The sequence below is a fragment of the Nocardioides sp. P5_E3 genome (assembly GCF_054049275.1).
This window is the reverse complement of record NZ_JBFUMR010000001.1, coordinates 138,465-156,275: the sequence shown is the minus strand read 5'-3', so window position 1 is coordinate 156,275 and position 17,811 is coordinate 138,465. Positions and strand designations below refer to the sequence as shown.

The following is a 17,811-nucleotide window of genomic DNA, read 5'->3' as shown; positions in this document are numbered from 1 at the left end:
CGACCCTAGCGGCCGGGGCCCGGCGGTTACGGTGTGCCGCGTGGTCACGATCGGAGGCACGGGCGTCATGGTGCTCGGCGCCCTCGCGGCGGCCGTCATCGCGGCGTTCCTCGCGACGGCGTTGCGCCCCCGGCTCGGCACCGCGTCCGCGGTCTCGGTCGCCGGCCTGCTGTGGTCGCTCGTCGCGATCGCGCTCGTGACCCTCGTGCCGACGCGCCCCGACGTCGGCATCGTGCCGGCCGAGAGCCGCAGCGAGGCGTGCTCGTGGGACTACGGCGGCCCGTCGGGCGCGGCGTTCGAGGTCCTCGGGTTCGACCAGCGGACGCTCAACGTGCTGCTCTTCGTGCCGGCCGGGATCTTCCTCGTGCTGGCCGTCGGTCGCTGGTGGTCGGGCGTCGTGCTCGGCCCCGTCGGCCTCGTCGCCCTGGCGGCGTACAGCCTCGCGATCGAGCTCACCCAGCTGCAGCTCGCCCGCCTCGACCGTGCGTGCGACGTCACCGACGTGGTCGACAACGTGCTCGGCGCGGGCATCGGTTTCGCGATCGGCCTGCTGCTGCTCCCGGTCGTCCGGCCGTGGCGGAGCCGGCAGCGACCGGAGCAGCCCGTCGCTCACTAGGGTGCGGGTCATGCCCTCCACCCCTGCGTCCCCGCAGCCCCGGCCCAACGTGCTCGCCATCCCTGCGTACGTCGCCGGCAAGCCGCCCGTCGCCCGACCCGGGCTGACGTCGTACAAGCTCTCCTCCAACGAGAACCCCTACCCGCCGCTGCCGGGCGTGCTCGACGCCGCCCGCGAGGCGGCGGCGGAGATGAACCGCTACCCCGACATGGGCAGCGCCGCGCTCTACGCCGCCCTGGCCGACACGATGGGCGTGCCGGCCGACGACGTCGCCGCCGCGACCGGCTCGGTCGCGCTGATCTACCAGCTCGTCAACGCCTTCTGCGAGCCCGGCGACGAGGTCGTCTACGCCTGGCGCTCCTTCGAGGCCTACCCGATCGCGGTCACCGCCGGCGGGGCGCGCAGCGTGCAGGTGCCGGTCACGGCCGACGGCCGCCACGACCTCGACGCGATGGCTGCTGCGGTCACCGACCGCACCAAGGTCGTCATCGTCTGCACGCCCAACAACCCGACCGGCCCGGCCGTCACGCAGTCCGAGCTCGACGCGTTCATCGCGAAGGTGCCCTCGCACGTGGTGGTCGTGGTCGACGAGGCCTACCTCGAGTTCGTCCGGATGGACGACGCCATCGACGGGATCGCCACCTACCGCCGCCACGGCAACGTCGTGCTGACGCGCACCTTCTCCAAGGCCTACGGCCTCGCCGGCTTCCGGGTCGGGTACGCCGTCGCTCCCGCACCGCTCGCGGCCGCCCTCCGGGCCGTCTCGCTGCCGTTCGGCGTCAGCCACGTCGCGCAGGCCGCGGCGATCGCCTCCCTCGAGGCCCAGGCCGAGCTGTTCGTCCGGGTCGAGGACCTCGTCGCGCGCCGTGCCGACCTGGTCGCCCGGCTGCGCGAGGTCGGCTGGGACCTGCCCGACGCGCAGGGCAACTTCGTGTGGTTCCCGCTGGGCGACCGCGCGCTCGACTTCGCCGCCGCCTGCGGCGAGGTGGGGATCTCGGTCCGCCCGTTCGCCGGCGACGGCGTCCGCGTGAGCATCGGCGAGGCCGAGGCCTTCGACCGCGTCGTCGAGGTGGCCGCCCGCTTCGCCGACTGACCCTTCCTCCTTCAGCGATCCCCGGCTGGCCGGGGATCGCTGAGGTTGTCAGGCCGTGCACGGGCCGACAACCTCAGGGAGAGCCTGACAACCCTGTGGCCCGCGGACCCCGGCTGACCGCCGGCAGCGCGGCCGCTCACACCCGGTGGGCTACCCCGAGAGGCGGGCGACCAGGCACGGACCGCCTTCGTAGATCCCGCCGTCGATGTCGAGCGCGAGGCCGTCGGCGTAGAGCCGCGGCTCGGAGTAGGAGTCGACGGGGACGCCGAAGAGGTCGCCGATGATGCTGTGGCCGTGGACGACGCGCTGCCCGCCGAGCGCGTCGAGGAGCGTCCGCGCGGCCGCGGGACCGGACGGTCCAGCGTACTCGTGGCGCCGGCCGAGGCCGACCAGCACGTCGAACCACGCCACCGGGTCGTCCCCGGCGAGGACCTCGCGCACGGTCCGGTTGACGTCGTCGACGGTGTCGCCCCACTCGAGGTAGGCCAGCGTGTCGGAGTGCATGAGGAGGTGGTCGGCGTCGAGGCCGACCGCCGGGAGCCCGGCCAGCCAGGTGAAGAGCTCGGCGTCGATGCCGTCCTGGTCGGAGGCGAGCCCGCCGTTGCGGGCCCAGATCGACTCGAAGGTCCGCACGACCCCGCGGTGGACCACCTCGGTGCCGCCGAACAGCCGGGTGCCCAGGGCGATGACCTCGTGGTTGCCGAGCAGCGGGTGCACCGATCCGCCGGCCGCCGCGGCCTCGTCGACGAGCCGGCGTACGAGTGCGATCACGCCGAGCCCGTCCGGACCCCGGTCGAGGAGGTCGCCGAGGACCCACAACCTCGAGCTGCCGCCGCACCAGCGGAACTCCTCGTCGAGGAGGCCGGCCCGCTGCAGCGCGGCGGTCAGCTCGGTCAGGTGGCCGTGGGAGTCGCTGGTGGCGAAGGTCGCACTCACACCCACGAAGGTATGTCCTCGGCCGGACGCGGGTATGGTTGAAGTGTGAACGACACGGCGACGTACACGACCAAGGGCAAGCCCTTCGAGCGCGACATGTCCTACCTCCCCGACCGCGTGCTGGCGGGGGATCGGTCGGCTGACCCGCTCGACGACGAGTTCCCGAGCGGGTCGAAGGACAGCCCGCGCGACGTGCCGGTCTGGGACGTCGAGCCCGGCCGCTACCGGCTGATCGCGGCCCGTGCCTGCCCGTGGGCGCACCGCTCGATCATCGTCCGCACGCTGCTCGGCCTCGAGGACGTCATCTCCTGGGGCGCGCCCGGCCCGACGCACGACGCCCGCAGCTGGACCTTCGACCTCGACGAGGGCGGCCGTGACCCGGTGCTCGGCATCGAGCGCCTGCAGGAGGCCTACTTCGCGCGCCAGGCCGACTACCCGCGCGGCATCACCGTGCCGGCGCTCGTCGAGGTCTCGTCGGGCCAGGTCGTGACCAACGACTTCCCGCAGATCACCCACGACCTCTCCTTCGAGTGGCGCGAGCACCAGCGTCCCGACGCCCCCGACCTGTGGCCCGCCGAACTCCGCGAGGAGATGGAGTCGGTGATGAAGCGCGTCTTCACCGAGGTCAACAACGGCGTCTACCGATGCGGCTTCGCCGGGTCGCAGGAGGCCTACGAGGACGCGTACGACCGTCTGTTCACGACGCTCGACTGGCTCGAGGACCGGCTTGCCGACCGGCGCTACCTGATGGGCGACGCGATCACCGAGGCCGACGTCCGGCTCTTCACCACGCTGGTGCGCTTCGACGCGGTCTACCACGGGCACTTCAAGTGCAACCGCAACAAGCTCACCGAGATGCCGAACCTCTGGGGCTACGCCCGCGACCTCTTCCAGACGCCGGGCTTCGCCGACGAGGTCGACTTCGACCAGATCAAGAAGCACTACTACGTCGTCCACACCGACATCAACCCGACGCAGATCGTCCCCGTCGGCCCCGACGAGTCGGGCTGGCGCACCCCGCACGGTCGCGGCTGACGCCTGCCCCACCTCGGGCACGTGGTCTGGTCCGGACCGCCCCTATCCGGACGGCTTTACCAACGTTCGGTCAAGCCCCTCCGCAGGAAGCCCGCTGCCTCCTCGCGGTGGATTCCCGTCGTGTTCCGCTGACGCCAGTCTTCTGCCCTGAACACACACGCCGTGCCACTTGGGGCCGCACGGCGACCACGGTCGGCAGCGCTGGGGGGCGTCGGTCACCGAAGAGCTTCAGTGGGGACCACTCGCGCCAGGGGGCGGGCAATGCATCGCGTACGAACGACGACGACACTGTGGGGACGGCGGGCCAGGGGCGTCCATGCCGCTGAACGGCACGGAGGTCCTGGACGGCTCAGGAGGACGATCGCGCTCCTCCTGCTCGTCCCGACCGTCGCGGTGCAGGCCGCGACCACGACGTCGGCCGGGGCGGGCGTCACGGCCGGCTTCGAGATCGACGGCAACACCTCCGTCGAGGGCGGCGGCACGGACTGGACCAGCCCGGGGATCGCGCCTCCGACGACCGACCCCGTGAAGACCGCCGACGACAGCAACTTCACCGGTGGCTCGAAGGAGTTCCAGAACCCGAGCGACTGGACGGAGGGCACCGGAACCTCCACCGACCAGGGCGACATCTCCGACGTCTACTCGCACTTCACCACCGGGTCCTCGAGCTGGGCGTTCCTGGGGTTCAGGCGCATCGCCCAGAGCGGGACGATGACCTTCATGGCCGAGCTCAACCAGAAGGCCAACCTCCCCAAGGAGGCCGGCGACTCCGTCCAGTTCCGGCCGGACCGCAGCGTCAACGACCTCCTCCTGCGCTTCGAGCAGGACGGGAACGGCAGCTTCGCCCTCACCACCGCCTACAAGTGGACCCAGTCCGCGAGCGGGACCTTCGTCTCGGGGTGCTTCGCCGTTCCCGGCTACGCGACGCCGTCCGCATGGTGCTCCACGCCGACCGCCGGCGCGGGCTTCGACGGCGCGACCGGTGAGGGCAAGCTCTTCGCCGAGGCCGCGGTCAACCTGAGCTCCTTCGACACGGTCGGCGACTGCCGCGGTGCCTACGGCGTGATGAACGTCCGCTCGTTCGCCGGCAACTCGGCGTCCTCGTCGCTGCTCGACTTCGTCGGCGGCATCGGCATCTCGGTGCCGCCCACCTGCGGCAAGCTCGTCATCGAGAAGCGCGACCAGTTCCAGCGGCTCGTCCCGGGCGCCACGTTCCGGGTCACCGGGAACCCGGTCCCGGGTGCGACCGGCGCGGCGGCGGCTGAGCTCGTCGTCAAGGACGGCGGCACGCCCGGCGTGGACACCGTCGCCGACGGCGTCGTGACCATCGACCCCGCCAAGCCCGGCACCTACACGGTCGAGGAGATCGCCACGCCCGCCGGCTACGCGCCCGACACGACCGTCCACACGGGCGTGGTCGTCGGGAGCAGCGGCACGAGCGTGGCCACGGTGGAGTTCACCAACAAGCTGTTCTTCAGGCCCCTCGCGGTGGCCAACCAGGCGTCCGGCTCCTACGGCGTCGCCTATGACTGGCGGGTCCACAAGACCGTCGTCGGGGACGCGACGAAGACGATCGAGGAGGGCGCGACCACCACGTTCCAGTACCGCGTGGAGCTCGAGGCCCTGCCCGAGGGGCCGGCCACGGGCAAGGAGGTGCACGGCTCGGTGACGGTGACCAACCCCAACCCGGCCGCCACGCACCCGAGCATGCGCGCCACGATCGGCATCGCCGGCGACCTCGCGTGCCACTTCCTGCCGAGCAACGCCGCCGTCGACGTCGACCCGGGCACCACGGGGGTCCAGGTGGACGTCGGCGCCGGCGCCACGTCGTACGACTACGCGTGCGACCCCGGCGCGGGTGCGCTCGTCGGCGGTACGACGACCGCGACGGCCAGCTGGGACCAGTCGACGTACCCGCAGAAGGACGTCCACCCCGGCAGCGTCTCGGCAGGGGCGACGTACGCCATCACGGTGCAGCCCAGGATCGACGAGCACGCCACGGTGACGGACTCGTTCGACGGCGGGGCCCCGGTCCCGATCGGTCTGCCGACCTACGCCTGGACCGACGTCTGGAACGCACCCGACCACCGCGTGGTCGTCGCCACCTACGCCAGCCCCGCGGTGGGCGGGACGGCCGGCGCGTGCCGCAGCTACGACAACGTCGCGCGGGTCGACGAGAGCGACACCGACGACTTCGACACCTCCGGCTCGACGGTCGAGGTCTGCGTGGACCTCGACGACCTGGTGGTGACCAAGACCGCGAAGCCGGCGTTCGCGCGGGACTACGACTGGACGATCGAGAAGTCGGTCAAGGGCTCGTCGTCGCAGACGGTCGACGAGGGCACGCCGGCGTCGTTCGGGTACGACGTCGTGGTGACCCCGTCGGTCAGCGGCGACGGCCAGTTCGTGGTGACCGGTGTGATCTCGGTCCAGAACCCCAACCAGACGATGATCTCCGGGGTTCAGCTGACCGACTCGCTGCCGGCTGCGACCTGCACGATCGACAAGCCCGCGGGCGCGGTCTCGATCCCTAAGGGGACGACGACGTTCGACTACTCGTGCGTGCTGCCCGGCGCGACGGCGAGCACGACCGGCACCAACACGGCGACGGCGTCGTGGGACAAGGCCGCCTACTACGGGACCAGCGGGTCTGCCTCCGGACAGGCCGGTTTCGACTTCGCCGACGCGAAGCTGACGGTGACCGACGCGACCGCGACGGTGACCGACACCCAGGTCGACCTCGACGGCACCTCACCGGACGGCGTGGTGGTGAGGGCGGTCGACGGGCCGAGGACCTTCACCTACACGAAGGCGTTCGACGGCGTCCCGGGTGACTGCACGACGTACGACAACACCGCGAAGGTGGTCGCGGTCGACTCGGAAGAGTCGGACAGCGACACCGAGACGGTGGAGGTCTGCGTGGACCTCGACGACCTGGTGGTGACCAAGACCGCGAAGCCGGCGTTCGCGCGGGACTACGACTGGTCGGTCGAGAAGTCGGTGAAGGGCGCCTCGTCGCAGACGGTGCCGCAGGGCACTCCTGCCTCGTTCGCCTACGACGTGGTCGTGACTCCGTCCGCCGCGAAGGACACGGCGTTCGTCGTCTCCGGCGTGATCTCGGTCCAGAACCCGAACCGGACGACGATCTCCGGGGTGCAGCTGACCGACTCGCTGCCCGGTGGCCAGTGCACGATCGACAGGCCCGCGGGGCCGCTGTCGGTCCCGAACGGGACGTCGACGTTCGACTACTCGTGCGTGCTTCCCGGTGCGACGCCCACCACGACCGGCACCAACACCGCGACGGCGTCGTGGGACAAGGCGGCCTACCACGGCACGAGCGGCTCGGCCTCGGGCACGGCAGGCGTCGACTTCGCGCAGGCGACGGTGGTCGTCACCGACGCGACGGCGACCGTGACCGACACGCAGGTCCAGCTGGGCGACGTACCCGGTGGGGCGCTCGTCAAGGCCTCCGACGGGCCGAAGACCTTCACCTACACGAAGGCGTTCGACGGCGTCCCGGGCCAGTGCACGACGTACGACAACACCGCCAAGGTCGTCGCGACGGACTCGAAGGAGTCCGACTCCGACGACTCGACGGTCGAGGTCTGCGTGCAGCAGCCGCTGCGGCTGGTGCCCACGGCCAGGGCCGACCTCGCTGTCGACCACGCCTGGTCGATCACCAAGGTCGCCGACGCCACCCAGCGCACGGCCGACGCCAACGGCAACGCGACCTTCACCTACACGGTGACGGCCCGGGCCGGCGCGAGGACCGAGTCCGGGTGGCGGCTGCAGGGCGAGGTGGCGATCACCAACCCCAACCAGTACGCCGCGGGTGACGTCGTCGCCGACGTCACGGCCTCGACGGACCTCGGTGGTGGCGCGGTGTGCACCGTGACGGGCGGCGCGGACGTCACGATCGCCGACGACAGCTCGACGACCCTTCCGGTGGCCTGCACCTTCGCCTCCCAGCCCGCCGGCTCGGGCACGCTCAGCGTGACCGCGACGTGGGACCCGCCCGGTGCGGCGACCTCGACGTCGGTGACCGCCACGACGCAGCCCGTCACCTTCGGCGTCCGCTCGGAGACCAACAAGACGGTCCAGGTCGTCGACGACAAGACGGTCGCCGGGCAGCGGGTCGTCCTCGACCCGGCGCTGACCTGGGCGGCCGGGCTGGTGAAGAGCTACACCTACTCGCTCACCCTGGCCGGTGGCGCCCCCGGTGCCTGCCGCAGCTGGACCAACACGGCGACGGTCGACCAGCCCGTGGGCACGGACCCGACGGCGAGCGCTGCCGTCCTGGTCTGCACCCCGGCCACCCCGCCGCCGCCCGTCGTGGTCCCGCCGCCCGTGGTCCCGCCGGTGGTCCCGCCCGAGGTCCTGCCCGGGCAGGCGTTCGGGAAGGCCGTCGGCTCGGTGAGGGCCAGCTGCCAGGGCACGGTGCGGGCCAGGCTCGCCAACCGCACCGGCGAGAAGGTCGTCTACACGCTCCGCGTGGGCACGAAGGTCCACCGGATCGGCGTGACGTCCCAGACCGCGAGGAAGTTCGTCACCCACGGACGCCCCCGGGCGAAGGTCACGTTGAAGGTCGGCTCCACCCGGCTCGACAAGCTCCGCATCCCGGCGTTGTGCGTGGCCCCCGAGGTCCTGCCCGACACCGGCCTGCGGGCCACGAGCCGGTGATGGCCGCCTTCATCACCGGGTAGCAGCTGCTGCCCGCGCCTCCAGCCCCCATGGAGGCGGGCCGGCGTCGACAGGTCACCCACGGGCCCGTCGACGCCGGCCCATCTGCGTGCGCGTGGGTCGTCGTACGACCGGGCCGAGCGGCCCCGCCCAGATTGGTGCTGGCAGGCTCCGGCCGATACGTTGAGCCCATCCTGTGGTCGGGGTCACACACGCCGGCGACCACGTGTGCAAGCGTCGGCGTCCGGCGATCCCGTGACTGCCGCTGCCTGATTGTGAGGAGAGTGCGTTGACCGATCCTGTGAGCTTCGGCCCCGACCTTGCGGACGTCTTCGGACCGTCCCAGTCCGACGGTGGACCCGACCTCGTCCAGCTGCTGACGCCCGAGGGCGAGCGCGTCCACCACCCCGAGTTCGACCACGACTTCTCGGCCGAGGAGCTCCGCGGGCTCTACCGCGACATGGTCCTCACCCGGCGCATCGACGTCGAGGCCACGGCCCTCCAGCGCCACGGCGAGCTCGGCATCTGGGCGCAGCTGCTCGGCCAGGAGGCCGCGCAGATCGGCGCCGGCCGCGCGCTGCGTCCCCAGGACTACGTCTTCCCGACCTACCGCGAGCACGGCGTCGCCTACTGCAAGGGCGTCGACCCGCTGCGGCTGCTCGGCCTGTTCCGCGGCGTCGACCAGGGCGGCTGGGACCCCAACGAGAACAACTTCGGCCTCTACACGATCGTCATCGGCGCGCAGACGCTGCACGCCACCGGCTACGCGATGGGCATGCAGCGCGACGGCGTCGTCGGCACCGGCGACCCCGAGCGCGACTCGGCCGTGATCGCCCACTTCGGCGACGGTGCGTCGTCCCAGGGCGACGTCAACGAGGCGTTCATATTCGCCGCGTCCTACAACGCCCCGGTCGTGTTCTTCTGCCAGAACAACCAGTGGGCCATCTCCGAGCCGATCGAGCGCCAGACCCGGATCCCGCTCTACCAGCGCGCGCTGGGCTTCGGCTTCCCGGGCATCCGCGTCGACGGCAACGACGTCCTGGCGACGTACGCCGTCACGAAGGCCGCGCTGCAGCGGGCGCGCGAGGGCAACGGCCCGTCGTTCGTCGAGGCCTACACCTACCGGATGGGCGCGCACACCACGACCGACGACCCGACGCGCTACCGCCTCAACGACGAGCTCGAGCACTGGAAGCTCAAGGACCCGATCGAGCGGCTCAAGGTCTACCTGCGCCGCAACGGCCTGGTCGACCAGCAGTTCTTCGACGACCTCGACGCCGAGGCCAAGGAGCTGGGACACCACCTCCGCGAGGGCTGCAAGGCGCTGCCCGACCCCAAGCCGCTCGACCAGTTCGGCTACGTCTTCAGCGAGATGACCGACGAGATCGCCGCCCAGCGCGACGGCTTCGCCGCCTACCTCGAGTCGTTCGAAGGAGCCCACTGACATGAGTGCGACCCAGAAGATCACCCTCGCCAAGGGCCTCAACATGGGCCTGCGCAAGGCCATGGAGGACGACGACAAGGTCCTGCTCATGGGTGAGGACGTCGGCAAGCTCGGCGGCGTCTTCCGCATCACCGACGGCCTGCAGAAGGACTTCGGCGAGGACCGCGTCATCGACAGCCCGCTCGCGGAGTCCGGCATCGTCGGCACCGCGGTCGGCATGGCGCTGCGCGGCTACCGGCCGGTCGTCGAGATCCAGTTCGACGGCTTCGTCTACCCGGCCTACGACCAGATCGTGTGCCAGGTCGCGAAGTACACCTACCGCTCGCAGGGCAAGGTGAAGATGCCGATCGTCATCCGCATCCCCTTCGGCGGCGGCATCGGCGCGGTCGAGCACCACTCGGAGAGCCCGGAGGCGCAGTTCGCGCACACCCCCGGCCTCAAGGTGGTGGCCTGCTCCAACCCGGTCGACGGCTACTGGATGATCCAGCAGGCGATCGCCCACGACGACCCGGTCATCTTCCTCGAGCCCAAGCGGCAGTACCACGCCGACAAGGCGGAGCTCGACGAGACGGCGACGCCCGAGCCGCTCTTCACCTCGCGCGTGGTCCGCGCGGGCTCCGACGCGACGGTGCTGGCCTACGGCCCGACCGTGAAGACCGCGCTCAAGTGCGCCGAGGCCGCCGAGTCCGAGGGCCGCAGCCTCGAGGTCATCGACCTGCGCACCCTCTCGCCGCTCGACATGGCCCCGGTCTACGAGTCCGTACGTCGCACCGGTCGCTGCGTGGTCACCCACGAGGCGCACGTCAACCTCGGCATGGGCGCGGAGCTCGCGGCCCGGGTCACCGAGGAGTGCTTCTACTCCCTCGAGGCCCCGGTGCTGCGCGTCGGCGCGTTCGACACGCCCTACCCGCCGTCGCGCATCGAGGAGGAGTACCTCCCCGACCTCGACCGCGTGCTCGACGCCGTCGACCGCTCGTTCTCGTACTGAGAGGCTTGTGATGTCTGAGTTCCTCCTCCCCGATGTCGGCGAGGGCCTGACCGAGGCCGAGATCGTCGCGTGGAAGGTCAAGGTCGGCGACACGATCGAGATCAACGACGTCATCGTCGAGATCGAGACCGCCAAGTCGCTCGTCGAGCTGCCCTCTCCCTACGAGGGCACCGTCCTGGCGCTGCTCGTCGCCGAGGGCGAGACCGTGCCGGTCGGCACCCCGATCATCTCGATCGGCGCCGAGGGCGAGGCCGCCCCGGTGGCCCCCACCTCGACCCCGGCCGAGCAGACCGAGTCCGACCCCTACCTGGGGATGGCGCAGAAGGCAGGTGAGAAGGCAAGTGCGGCCCAGGTCGACCCTGCCGACATCGACCTGTCCAACCCGGCCGCGTCCGGCTCCATGGAGGGCGCGTCCCTCGTCGGCCGGATCAAGGCCGAGCGTGGCCCGATGCGCCGCGCCCGTCGCGGCTCGGCGTCCCCGAGCACCGACGCCGGCGCCCAGACCCAGCTGCAGGTGCAAGGCGCGTTCTCGCCCGGCGGCGCCCAGTCGCAGGACGTGCTGCCGGCCGACGAGTCGCCGGTGCCGGCCGTCGACCAGCGCCCCGGGCCCGCGCCCGCCCCCGCCGAGGCCCTCGTGCCGTCGGCCGCGCAGGTCGAGCCCAGCGACGTACGTGCGCTGGCGAAGCCGCCGGTGCGCAAGCTCGCCAAGGACCTGGGTGTCGACCTGAGCGTCCTCACCGGCTCCGGCCCGTCGGGCTCGATCACCCGCGACGACGTCCAGGCCGCTGCCAACGGCTCGGGCACGGCAGCTGCGTCATCCGTTTCCGCACCTGCTGGTGCGCCTTCGTATGACGCACCGCGCGAGCGCGAGACCCGCGAGCCGATCAAGGGCGTGCGCAAGATGATGGCGGCGGCGATGAGCCAGTCGGCGTTCACCAGCCCGCACGTCACCGAGTGGATCACCGTCGACGTCACCGCCGCGATGCAGCTCGTCGCGCGGCTGAAGAAGCGTCCCGAGTTCCGCGACATCCGGGTCAGCCCGCTGCTCGTCCTCGCCCGCGCCGTCATCCTCGCGATGAAGCGCACCCCGGAGATCAATTCCTACTGGGACGAGGCCGCCCAGGAGGTCGTCTACAAGCACTACGTCAACCTCGGCATCGCGGCCGCCACGCCGCGCGGTCTGGTGGTGCCCAACGTCAAGGACGCCGACGCCCTCTCGATGACCGAGCTGGCCCAGGCGCTCGGCGCGCTCACCGCCACCGCTCGCGACGGCAAGACGCAGCCGGCCGAGATGTCGGGCGGCACCTTCACGATCACCAACGTGGGCGTCTTCGGTGTGGACGCCGGTACGCCGATCATCAACCCGGGCGAGTCCGCGATCCTCTGCTTCGGCGCGATCAACAAGCGGCCGTGGGTCGACGAGGAGACCGGCGAGATCGTGGTCCGCGACGTCACCACGCTGGCGCTGTCCTTCGACCACCGCCACGTCGACGGCGAGAAGGGCTCGCGCTTCCTGGCCGACGTCGCCGGGATGCTGCAGGACCCGGGCACGGCCCTGCTCTTCTGACCGACCGGGCACTTCCTCGCGCTCAGCCACGCCGACCGGGCACTTCCTCGCGCTCCAGCGCGAGGAAGTGCCCGGTCGACGCTTCCTGGCGCGAGGAAGTGCCCGCTCAGCGGGCGTGCCAGGCCGCCAGCACCTCGGCCTCCCGCTCGGGCGTCAGCGCGGTGACCGGGGAGTCGAGGCATCCCGGGGCGGTGTCGGCCAGCGGGCGGAGCCGCAGCCCGGCGGCGACGGCGGGGCCCGGGTCGTGCGCCAGCATGCCGTCGTACTCCGGGCGTGGGAGCCACAGCGGGAGCGAGTCCTCACCGGCCCAGGGTGCGACCCCCTGGCCCTCGAGGAAGGCGCTGTCGACCCACGTGAGCCGCGGGTCGGGGTCGCCGACGCCGGTCGCCACCTGCGCCAGCAGGTCGCTGAGCGGCACGGGCTCGCCCACGGCGTCGTACGTCCCGGTCGTCCGCTCCTCGGCCAGCACGAGCAGCCATGCCGCGAGGTCGCGCACGTCGATCACCTGCACGACGTCCTCGGGCCGCCCCGGCGCCAGGACCTCGCCGCCACGGGCCAGCCGCTGCGGCCAGTGGGCGAAGCGCCCGGTCGGGTCGCCGGGCCCGACGATGAGACCGGGTCGGGCGACCACCGACGACGTCGCGCCCGACCGCACGGCCTGCTCGCACGCCACCTTCATCCCGCCGTAGGCCTCCGGGTCCACCGCGAGGTCCACGTCGGTGGTGATCGGCTCGAGCAGGGGCTCCATCGCGGGGGAGGAGTTGTCGGCGTAGACGCTGATGGTGGACACGAAGACCCAGTGGGCGTACGACGTCGCGGCGACGGCGCTGCTCGCCTGCGACGGCAGCCGCGTCACGTCGACGACGGCGTCCCAGCCCCCGTCGGCCACCGCAGCCGGCGGCGGGTCGGCGCGGTCCCACGGCAGGTGCGTGGCGCCCTCGGGCACGGGGCCGGACGCGCCGCGGCAGGCGCAGGTGACGTCCCAGCCGCGCGCCACCGCCTGCAGCGCGACCTCGCGGGACAGGAACCGGGTGCCGCCGAGCACGAGGAGCTTCATGCGAGCCACTCCACCGCCTCGCCCAGCCCCCGGCAAGGGCGGTTCGCTGTCGGCGCAACGGGCCGCTGCTTTTGTCACAACGGGCGACGAACTGCGAGACTGGAACCTCCGTAAGGGTGAGAAGAGGAGTGTGCGGATGGCTCAGGACTCCGCCACGGCTGCCTCCGGCGAGCCGCCCACGACGGCGGCCCTGCTGGCACGTGCGCAGCAGGTGGCCGACCAGCTGGTCAGGGAGGCACGTGAGGAGGCCGAGCGCCTCACGACCGACCTCGCTGCCCTGCGTGAGCAGACCCGCCTGCTGAAGGTCGAGACCGAGCGCGACCGCGCCGAGGCCGGCCGGGCCCGCGCCCAGGCCGAGGAGGTGCTCGCCGGCGCCTCCCAGGAGGCCGCCACGATCGTCGTGGACGCCAACGAGCAGGCCGCGCTCCTGATGAGGTCCGCCGAGGGCGCCCGGGACCAGCAGGTCGACGCCGCCCGGACCGAGAGCGACAAGCTCCGCGCCCAGGCGCAGGACGACGCGGCAGCCCTGCGCGCCGAGTCGCAGGAGCTGCGCGACACCGCGGCCAGTGAGAAGACCGAGCTGCTCGAGGGCGCGCGGACCGAGGCGGAGGCCACGCTCGCCGGCGCCCAGGAGACCGCAGCCCGCCTCGTCGAGGAGGCGCGGACCGCCGGGCAGCAGCACCTCGACTCCGCGACCGCGGAGGCCGAGTCGCTGCGCGCCAGCGCCTCCACCGAGTCCGCCCGGATGCGCGACGAGGCATCACTCCACGTCGAGGACCTGCGCCGTACGACCGGCGCGGAGGTCGACCAGATGCGCCGGGCCGCCGAGGAGATGCTGGCCGCCGCGCGCACCGAGAGCGACGAGAAGCTGCGCCACGCCGCCGAGCAGACCGCGTGGGCCACGCAGACCGTCGAGTCGGTGCTCGCCGGCGCGGCCACCGAGGCCGAGTCGATCCGCAGGTCCGCCCACGCCGACGCCGGTGACCACGCGCGGCTGGCCCGCCAGCGCGCCCACGGCGTCATCGCCACGGTCAACGGTCGGATGGCGCTCGAGCTCGCCGAGGCCAAGCAGCGCGCGGAGGAGATCACCCAGGACGCCTCCAGCACGGCGGCCGAGCGGAAGGCCGAGGCCAGGGCCGTCCTCGAGCAGGCCGAGGCCGATGCCGCCCGGATCGTCGCCGACGCGACCGACGAGTCCGAGCGGGCGGTCGAGCGGCTCGAACGCCGCCGGACCGAGGCCGAGAGCGGCGCAGCAAGCCTCCGCGCGCTGGTCGCCGAGGAGGTCACCCGCAGCCGGGCCGACGCGGCCGAGGACCGTCGCCGTGCCCGCGAGGAGTCCGTCGCGCTCGTCGCCGAGGGCCGCGCCGAGGCCGACCAGCTCCGCGACAGCGCCCGCCGCGCGCTCGAGCGGGCCCGGGCAGAGATCGCGCAGCTCAAGGAGCAGCGCGACACCATCGCGGCCGAGCTCGGCCAGCTCTCCGGCGTCATCGCGGCGCTCTCCGTGCCCGAGCGCGCGCAGGCCGGTGCCGACCCCACCGACCCCGTCGACCCGACCCCCAGCGACCCCCACGCCCCGCCACCCCCCACAGCCCCGCCAAGCCAGGAGAACCCCGATGCCTGAAGAGATGTTCACGACCGTGCGCCGCGGCTACGACCCGGGCGAGGTCGAGCGTGCCATCGGCCAGGCCCGGAGCGAGGCCGAGGACCTGCGCACGCGACTTGCTTCCGCCGAGGCCGCGGCCGAGCAGGCCCGCTCCGAGGCGTCGACGTCGCGCGAGGCGCTGGTGTCCCGCGAGTCGCAGGAGCCGGAGCAGCCGACGTACGCCCACCTCGGTGAGCGCATCGGGCAGATCCTCTCGCTCGCCGAGGCCGAGGCCGCCGAGGTCCGCGACCGGGTGATCGGTGAGGTCGAGACCATGCGCAAGGAGGCCGACCAGGAGGTCGGCGCCCTGCGCGCCGACGCCGACCGCTACGCCGAGGACACGCGCCGCGACGCCGACGCCGAGGGCGCCCGTGTCCTCGCCGACGCGCGCAAGGCCGCCGACGGGGAGCGGGACGCCGCCGAGCGTGACGCCTCCGCGCGTCGCGCCGAGGCCGAGGCCCTCTACGAGGACCAGCGCGCCAAGGCCGCCCAGGCGGCCGCGGACTTCGAGACCACGCTGGCCGAGCGTCGCCAGAAGGCCACAGCCGAGTTCCAGGCCCAGCAGGCCGCGACCCAGGCCGAGCTCGACGCGATGACCGCGCGCAACAAGGACACCGAGGCCACCCTCGAGCGCAACCGGGCGGAGGCCGAGGAGCGCATCGCCCGGATGCTCGCCGACGCCGAGGAGCGGTCCACGACCATGGTGTCCGAGGCCCGCACCTCCGCCGACCGCGTACGCGCCGAGTCCGAGCGCGAGCTCGCCGCCGCCGCCCAGCGCCGCGACAGCATCAACGCCCAGCTCTCCAACGTGCGCCAGATGCTCGCCACCCTCACCGGCACCGTGCCCGGGGTCGTCGGCCTGTCCGATGCGCCTGCCCCCTCAGCCACCGCCCCGCACGGCGACCCCGTCGCCGACGCGGCTCGCGCCGAGTCCGACGCGCCCGAGGCCGCGGACGGCGTCGGCGATCAGGACGAGACGCCGGACAGCTCAGAGGACAGCCCCGAAGGGCCCTGAGCCACGTTCCGGCCCTCCGGAATGTGGCCGTGACACCGCCGGTCTGACGACTCGCCGGATCGTCGGGGCGAGGGGTGGCCCACCCACATTCCGGTGCACTGGGATGTGGCTGGGGCACCGCCCGGGCCGGCGGGAACGGTCAGACGTAGCGCCGCGCCCGCTCGTCCGCGGACCCCGGCCCGGAGGCCAGGAGCGCGCTGAGCTCGTGCTCGAGCACCGCGCCGACGCGGCGGCAGAACTCCTCGGGCTCGTCGGCCGCATCGGGCTTCTCGGTCACGATCCGGTCGACCACGCCCCGGCGGTGCAGGTCGATCGCCCGCACCTGCTGGGCCCGCGCCATCTCGGCGGCGTGGTCGAGGTCGCGGTGCACGATCGCGGAGGCGCCCTCGGGCGGCAGCGGTGACAGCCACGCGTGCTGCGCCGCGACGACCCGGTCGGCGGGCAGCAGGGCGAGCGCGCCACCGCCGTTGCCCTCGCCCAGCATCAGGCACAGCGTGGGCGCGTCGAGGGTGACGAGGTCCGCCAGCGAGCGTGCGATCTCGCCGGCCAGCCCGCCGTTCTCGGCGTCCGCGGAGAGGGCCGCGCCCTGGGTGTCGATGACCGTCACGAGCGGCAGCCCGAGCTCGGACGCCAGCCGCATCCCGCGCCGGGCCTCGCGCAACGCCTCGGGTCCCATCGGGTGGTCGGTGGTCTGGCCGCGGCGGTCCTGGCCGAGGAAGACGCACGGCGCCTCGCCGAAGCGCGCGAGCGCGATCAGCAGCCCCGCGTCGCGCTCGCCCTGCCCCGTCCCGTTGAGGGGTACGACGTCGCTGGCGGCGTAGCGCAGCAGCCGTCGTACGCCCGGCCGGTCCGGGCGTCGCGACCGGGTCACGCAGTCCCACGCGTCGACGTCCGGGACGTCCTCCTGCCCCGGGTCCGCGACCGGTGCGACGCCCTCCCGGGCGGCCATGAGGATGCTGAGCGCGCGGTCGAGGATCTCCTTGATCTCCTCGGGCGGCAGGACGGCGTCGATGATGCCGCGGGCGTAGAGGTTCTCGGAGGTCTGCACGCCCTCGGGGAAGGGGCGGTCGTAGAGGGCCTCGTAGACCCGGGGGCCGAGGAAGCCGACGAGCGCGCCCGGCTCGGCGACGGTGACGTGGCCGAGCGAGCCCCACGACGCCATCACGCCGCCGGTCGTGGGGTGCCGCAGGTAGACGAGGTAGGGCAGGCCCGCGGTGCGGTGCGCGGCCACGGCAGCCGAGATCCGGACCATCTGCACGAAGGCCGGGGTGCCCTCCTGCATCCGGGTGCCACCGCTCACCGGTGCGGCCACGAGCGGCAGGCCCTCGCGGGTCGCCCGCTCGATGCCGGTGACGATCCGGTCGGCCGCGGCCCGCCCGATCGACCCGGCCAGGAAGCCGAACTCGCCCACCAGCACGGCGATCCGCCGTCCGTGCATCCGCGCCTCGCCGGTCAGCACCGACTCGTCGACGCCCGACTTCTCGGCCGCGGCGGCCAGCTCGGCGGCGTACGCCTCGCTGACGCCGTCACGCGTCGGAGCGGTGTCCCAGGAGGACCACGAGCCCTCGTCGAGGACCAGGTCGATGAGGTCGCGCGCACTCAGTCGTTCGCTCATTGAGCGAGGTTAGGCCATCGCCCGCCGACGTCCGACCGCGCTCCGCTCACCTGCAGGGGTAGGGGTGCGTACACCAGCGTGGGTATTCGCTGACAGGTGATTCCTGACGCGTTCCCGCCCGGC

Annotated in this window: 12 protein-coding genes; 9 read left to right on the top strand and 3 right to left on the bottom strand. The window is 72.8% G+C overall.

What is annotated here, in order from left to right; translation table 11 throughout:
* The first annotated feature begins 40 nt into the window (after positions 1 to 40).
* Positions 41 to 616, top strand: coding sequence for a VanZ family protein (locus ACXJKB_RS00700; protein ID WP_457184578.1), 576 nt, complete (start codon positions 41 to 43; stop codon positions 614 to 616).
* A gap of 10 nt (positions 617 to 626) precedes the next feature.
* A complete protein-coding gene (gene hisC, locus ACXJKB_RS00695; protein ID WP_457184577.1) occupies positions 627 to 1,709 on the top strand; it encodes a histidinol-phosphate transaminase in 1,083 nt (360 codons plus the stop codon).
* A gap of 150 nt (positions 1,710 to 1,859) precedes the next feature.
* Here hisC and ACXJKB_RS00690 read toward each other — a convergent pair whose 3' ends face one another.
* Positions 1,860 to 2,645, bottom strand: coding sequence for a metallophosphoesterase (locus ACXJKB_RS00690; RefSeq protein ID WP_457184576.1), 786 nt, complete (start codon positions 2,643 to 2,645; stop codon positions 1,860 to 1,862).
* A 45-nt stretch (positions 2,646 to 2,690) separates the two neighbouring features.
* Between ACXJKB_RS00690 and ACXJKB_RS00685 the strand changes: the two genes are divergently transcribed.
* The 5 genes from ACXJKB_RS00685 to ACXJKB_RS00665 all read left to right on the top strand — a co-directional run bounded on the left by ACXJKB_RS00685 (position 2,691) and on the right by ACXJKB_RS00665 (position 12,359).
* The gene (locus ACXJKB_RS00685; RefSeq protein ID WP_457184575.1) at positions 2,691 to 3,680 is read left to right on the top strand and encodes a glutathione S-transferase family protein; all 990 of its coding nucleotides are present in this window, start codon (positions 2,691 to 2,693) and stop codon (positions 3,678 to 3,680) included.
* Between the two features lie 393 nt (positions 3,681 to 4,073).
* Positions 4,074 to 8,360 (top strand): SpaA isopeptide-forming pilin-related protein, encoded by a 4,287-nt coding sequence (locus tag ACXJKB_RS00680; protein WP_457184574.1) that lies wholly within the window; start codon positions 4,074 to 4,076, stop codon positions 8,358 to 8,360.
* Positions 8,361 to 8,649: 289 nt separating this feature from the next.
* Positions 8,650 to 9,804: a pyruvate dehydrogenase (acetyl-transferring) E1 component subunit alpha gene (gene pdhA / locus ACXJKB_RS00675; RefSeq protein WP_191193566.1), complete on the top strand. Its 1,155-nt coding sequence runs from the start codon at positions 8,650 to 8,652 to the stop codon at positions 9,802 to 9,804.
* Between the two features lies 1 nt (position 9,805).
* A complete protein-coding gene (locus tag ACXJKB_RS00670; RefSeq protein ID WP_457184573.1) occupies positions 9,806 to 10,792 on the top strand; it encodes an alpha-ketoacid dehydrogenase subunit beta in 987 nt (328 codons plus the stop codon).
* 10 nt (positions 10,793 to 10,802) lie between these two features.
* Positions 10,803 to 12,359: a dihydrolipoamide acetyltransferase family protein gene (locus ACXJKB_RS00665; RefSeq protein ID WP_457184572.1), complete on the top strand. Its 1,557-nt coding sequence runs from the start codon at positions 10,803 to 10,805 to the stop codon at positions 12,357 to 12,359.
* Between the two features lie 106 nt (positions 12,360 to 12,465).
* Here ACXJKB_RS00665 and ACXJKB_RS00660 read toward each other — a convergent pair whose 3' ends face one another.
* Complete coding sequence (locus ACXJKB_RS00660) at positions 12,466 to 13,416, bottom strand: NAD-dependent epimerase/dehydratase family protein (protein WP_457184571.1); 951 nt, start codon at positions 13,414 to 13,416, stop codon at positions 12,466 to 12,468.
* Between the two features lie 136 nt (positions 13,417 to 13,552).
* Here ACXJKB_RS00660 and ACXJKB_RS00655 point away from each other — a divergent pair, with 136 nt between their 5' ends.
* The gene (locus ACXJKB_RS00655; RefSeq protein WP_457184570.1) at positions 13,553 to 15,037 is read left to right on the top strand and encodes a hypothetical protein; all 1,485 of its coding nucleotides are present in this window, start codon (positions 13,553 to 13,555) and stop codon (positions 15,035 to 15,037) included.
* Positions 15,030 to 16,073, top strand: coding sequence for a DivIVA domain-containing protein (locus ACXJKB_RS00650; RefSeq protein ID WP_457184569.1), 1,044 nt, complete (start codon positions 15,030 to 15,032; stop codon positions 16,071 to 16,073). Before ACXJKB_RS00655 ends, ACXJKB_RS00650 begins: the two co-directional genes overlap by 8 nt.
* Positions 16,074 to 16,212: 139 nt before the next feature.
* Here ACXJKB_RS00650 and ACXJKB_RS00645 read toward each other — a convergent pair whose 3' ends face one another.
* Positions 16,213 to 17,688 carry a carboxyl transferase domain-containing protein gene (locus ACXJKB_RS00645; RefSeq protein WP_457184568.1) on the bottom strand — a complete coding sequence of 492 codons (1,476 nt, stop codon included), beginning with the start codon at positions 17,686 to 17,688 and terminating at the stop codon, positions 16,213 to 16,215.
* Positions 17,689 to 17,811: the final 123 nt, after the last annotated feature.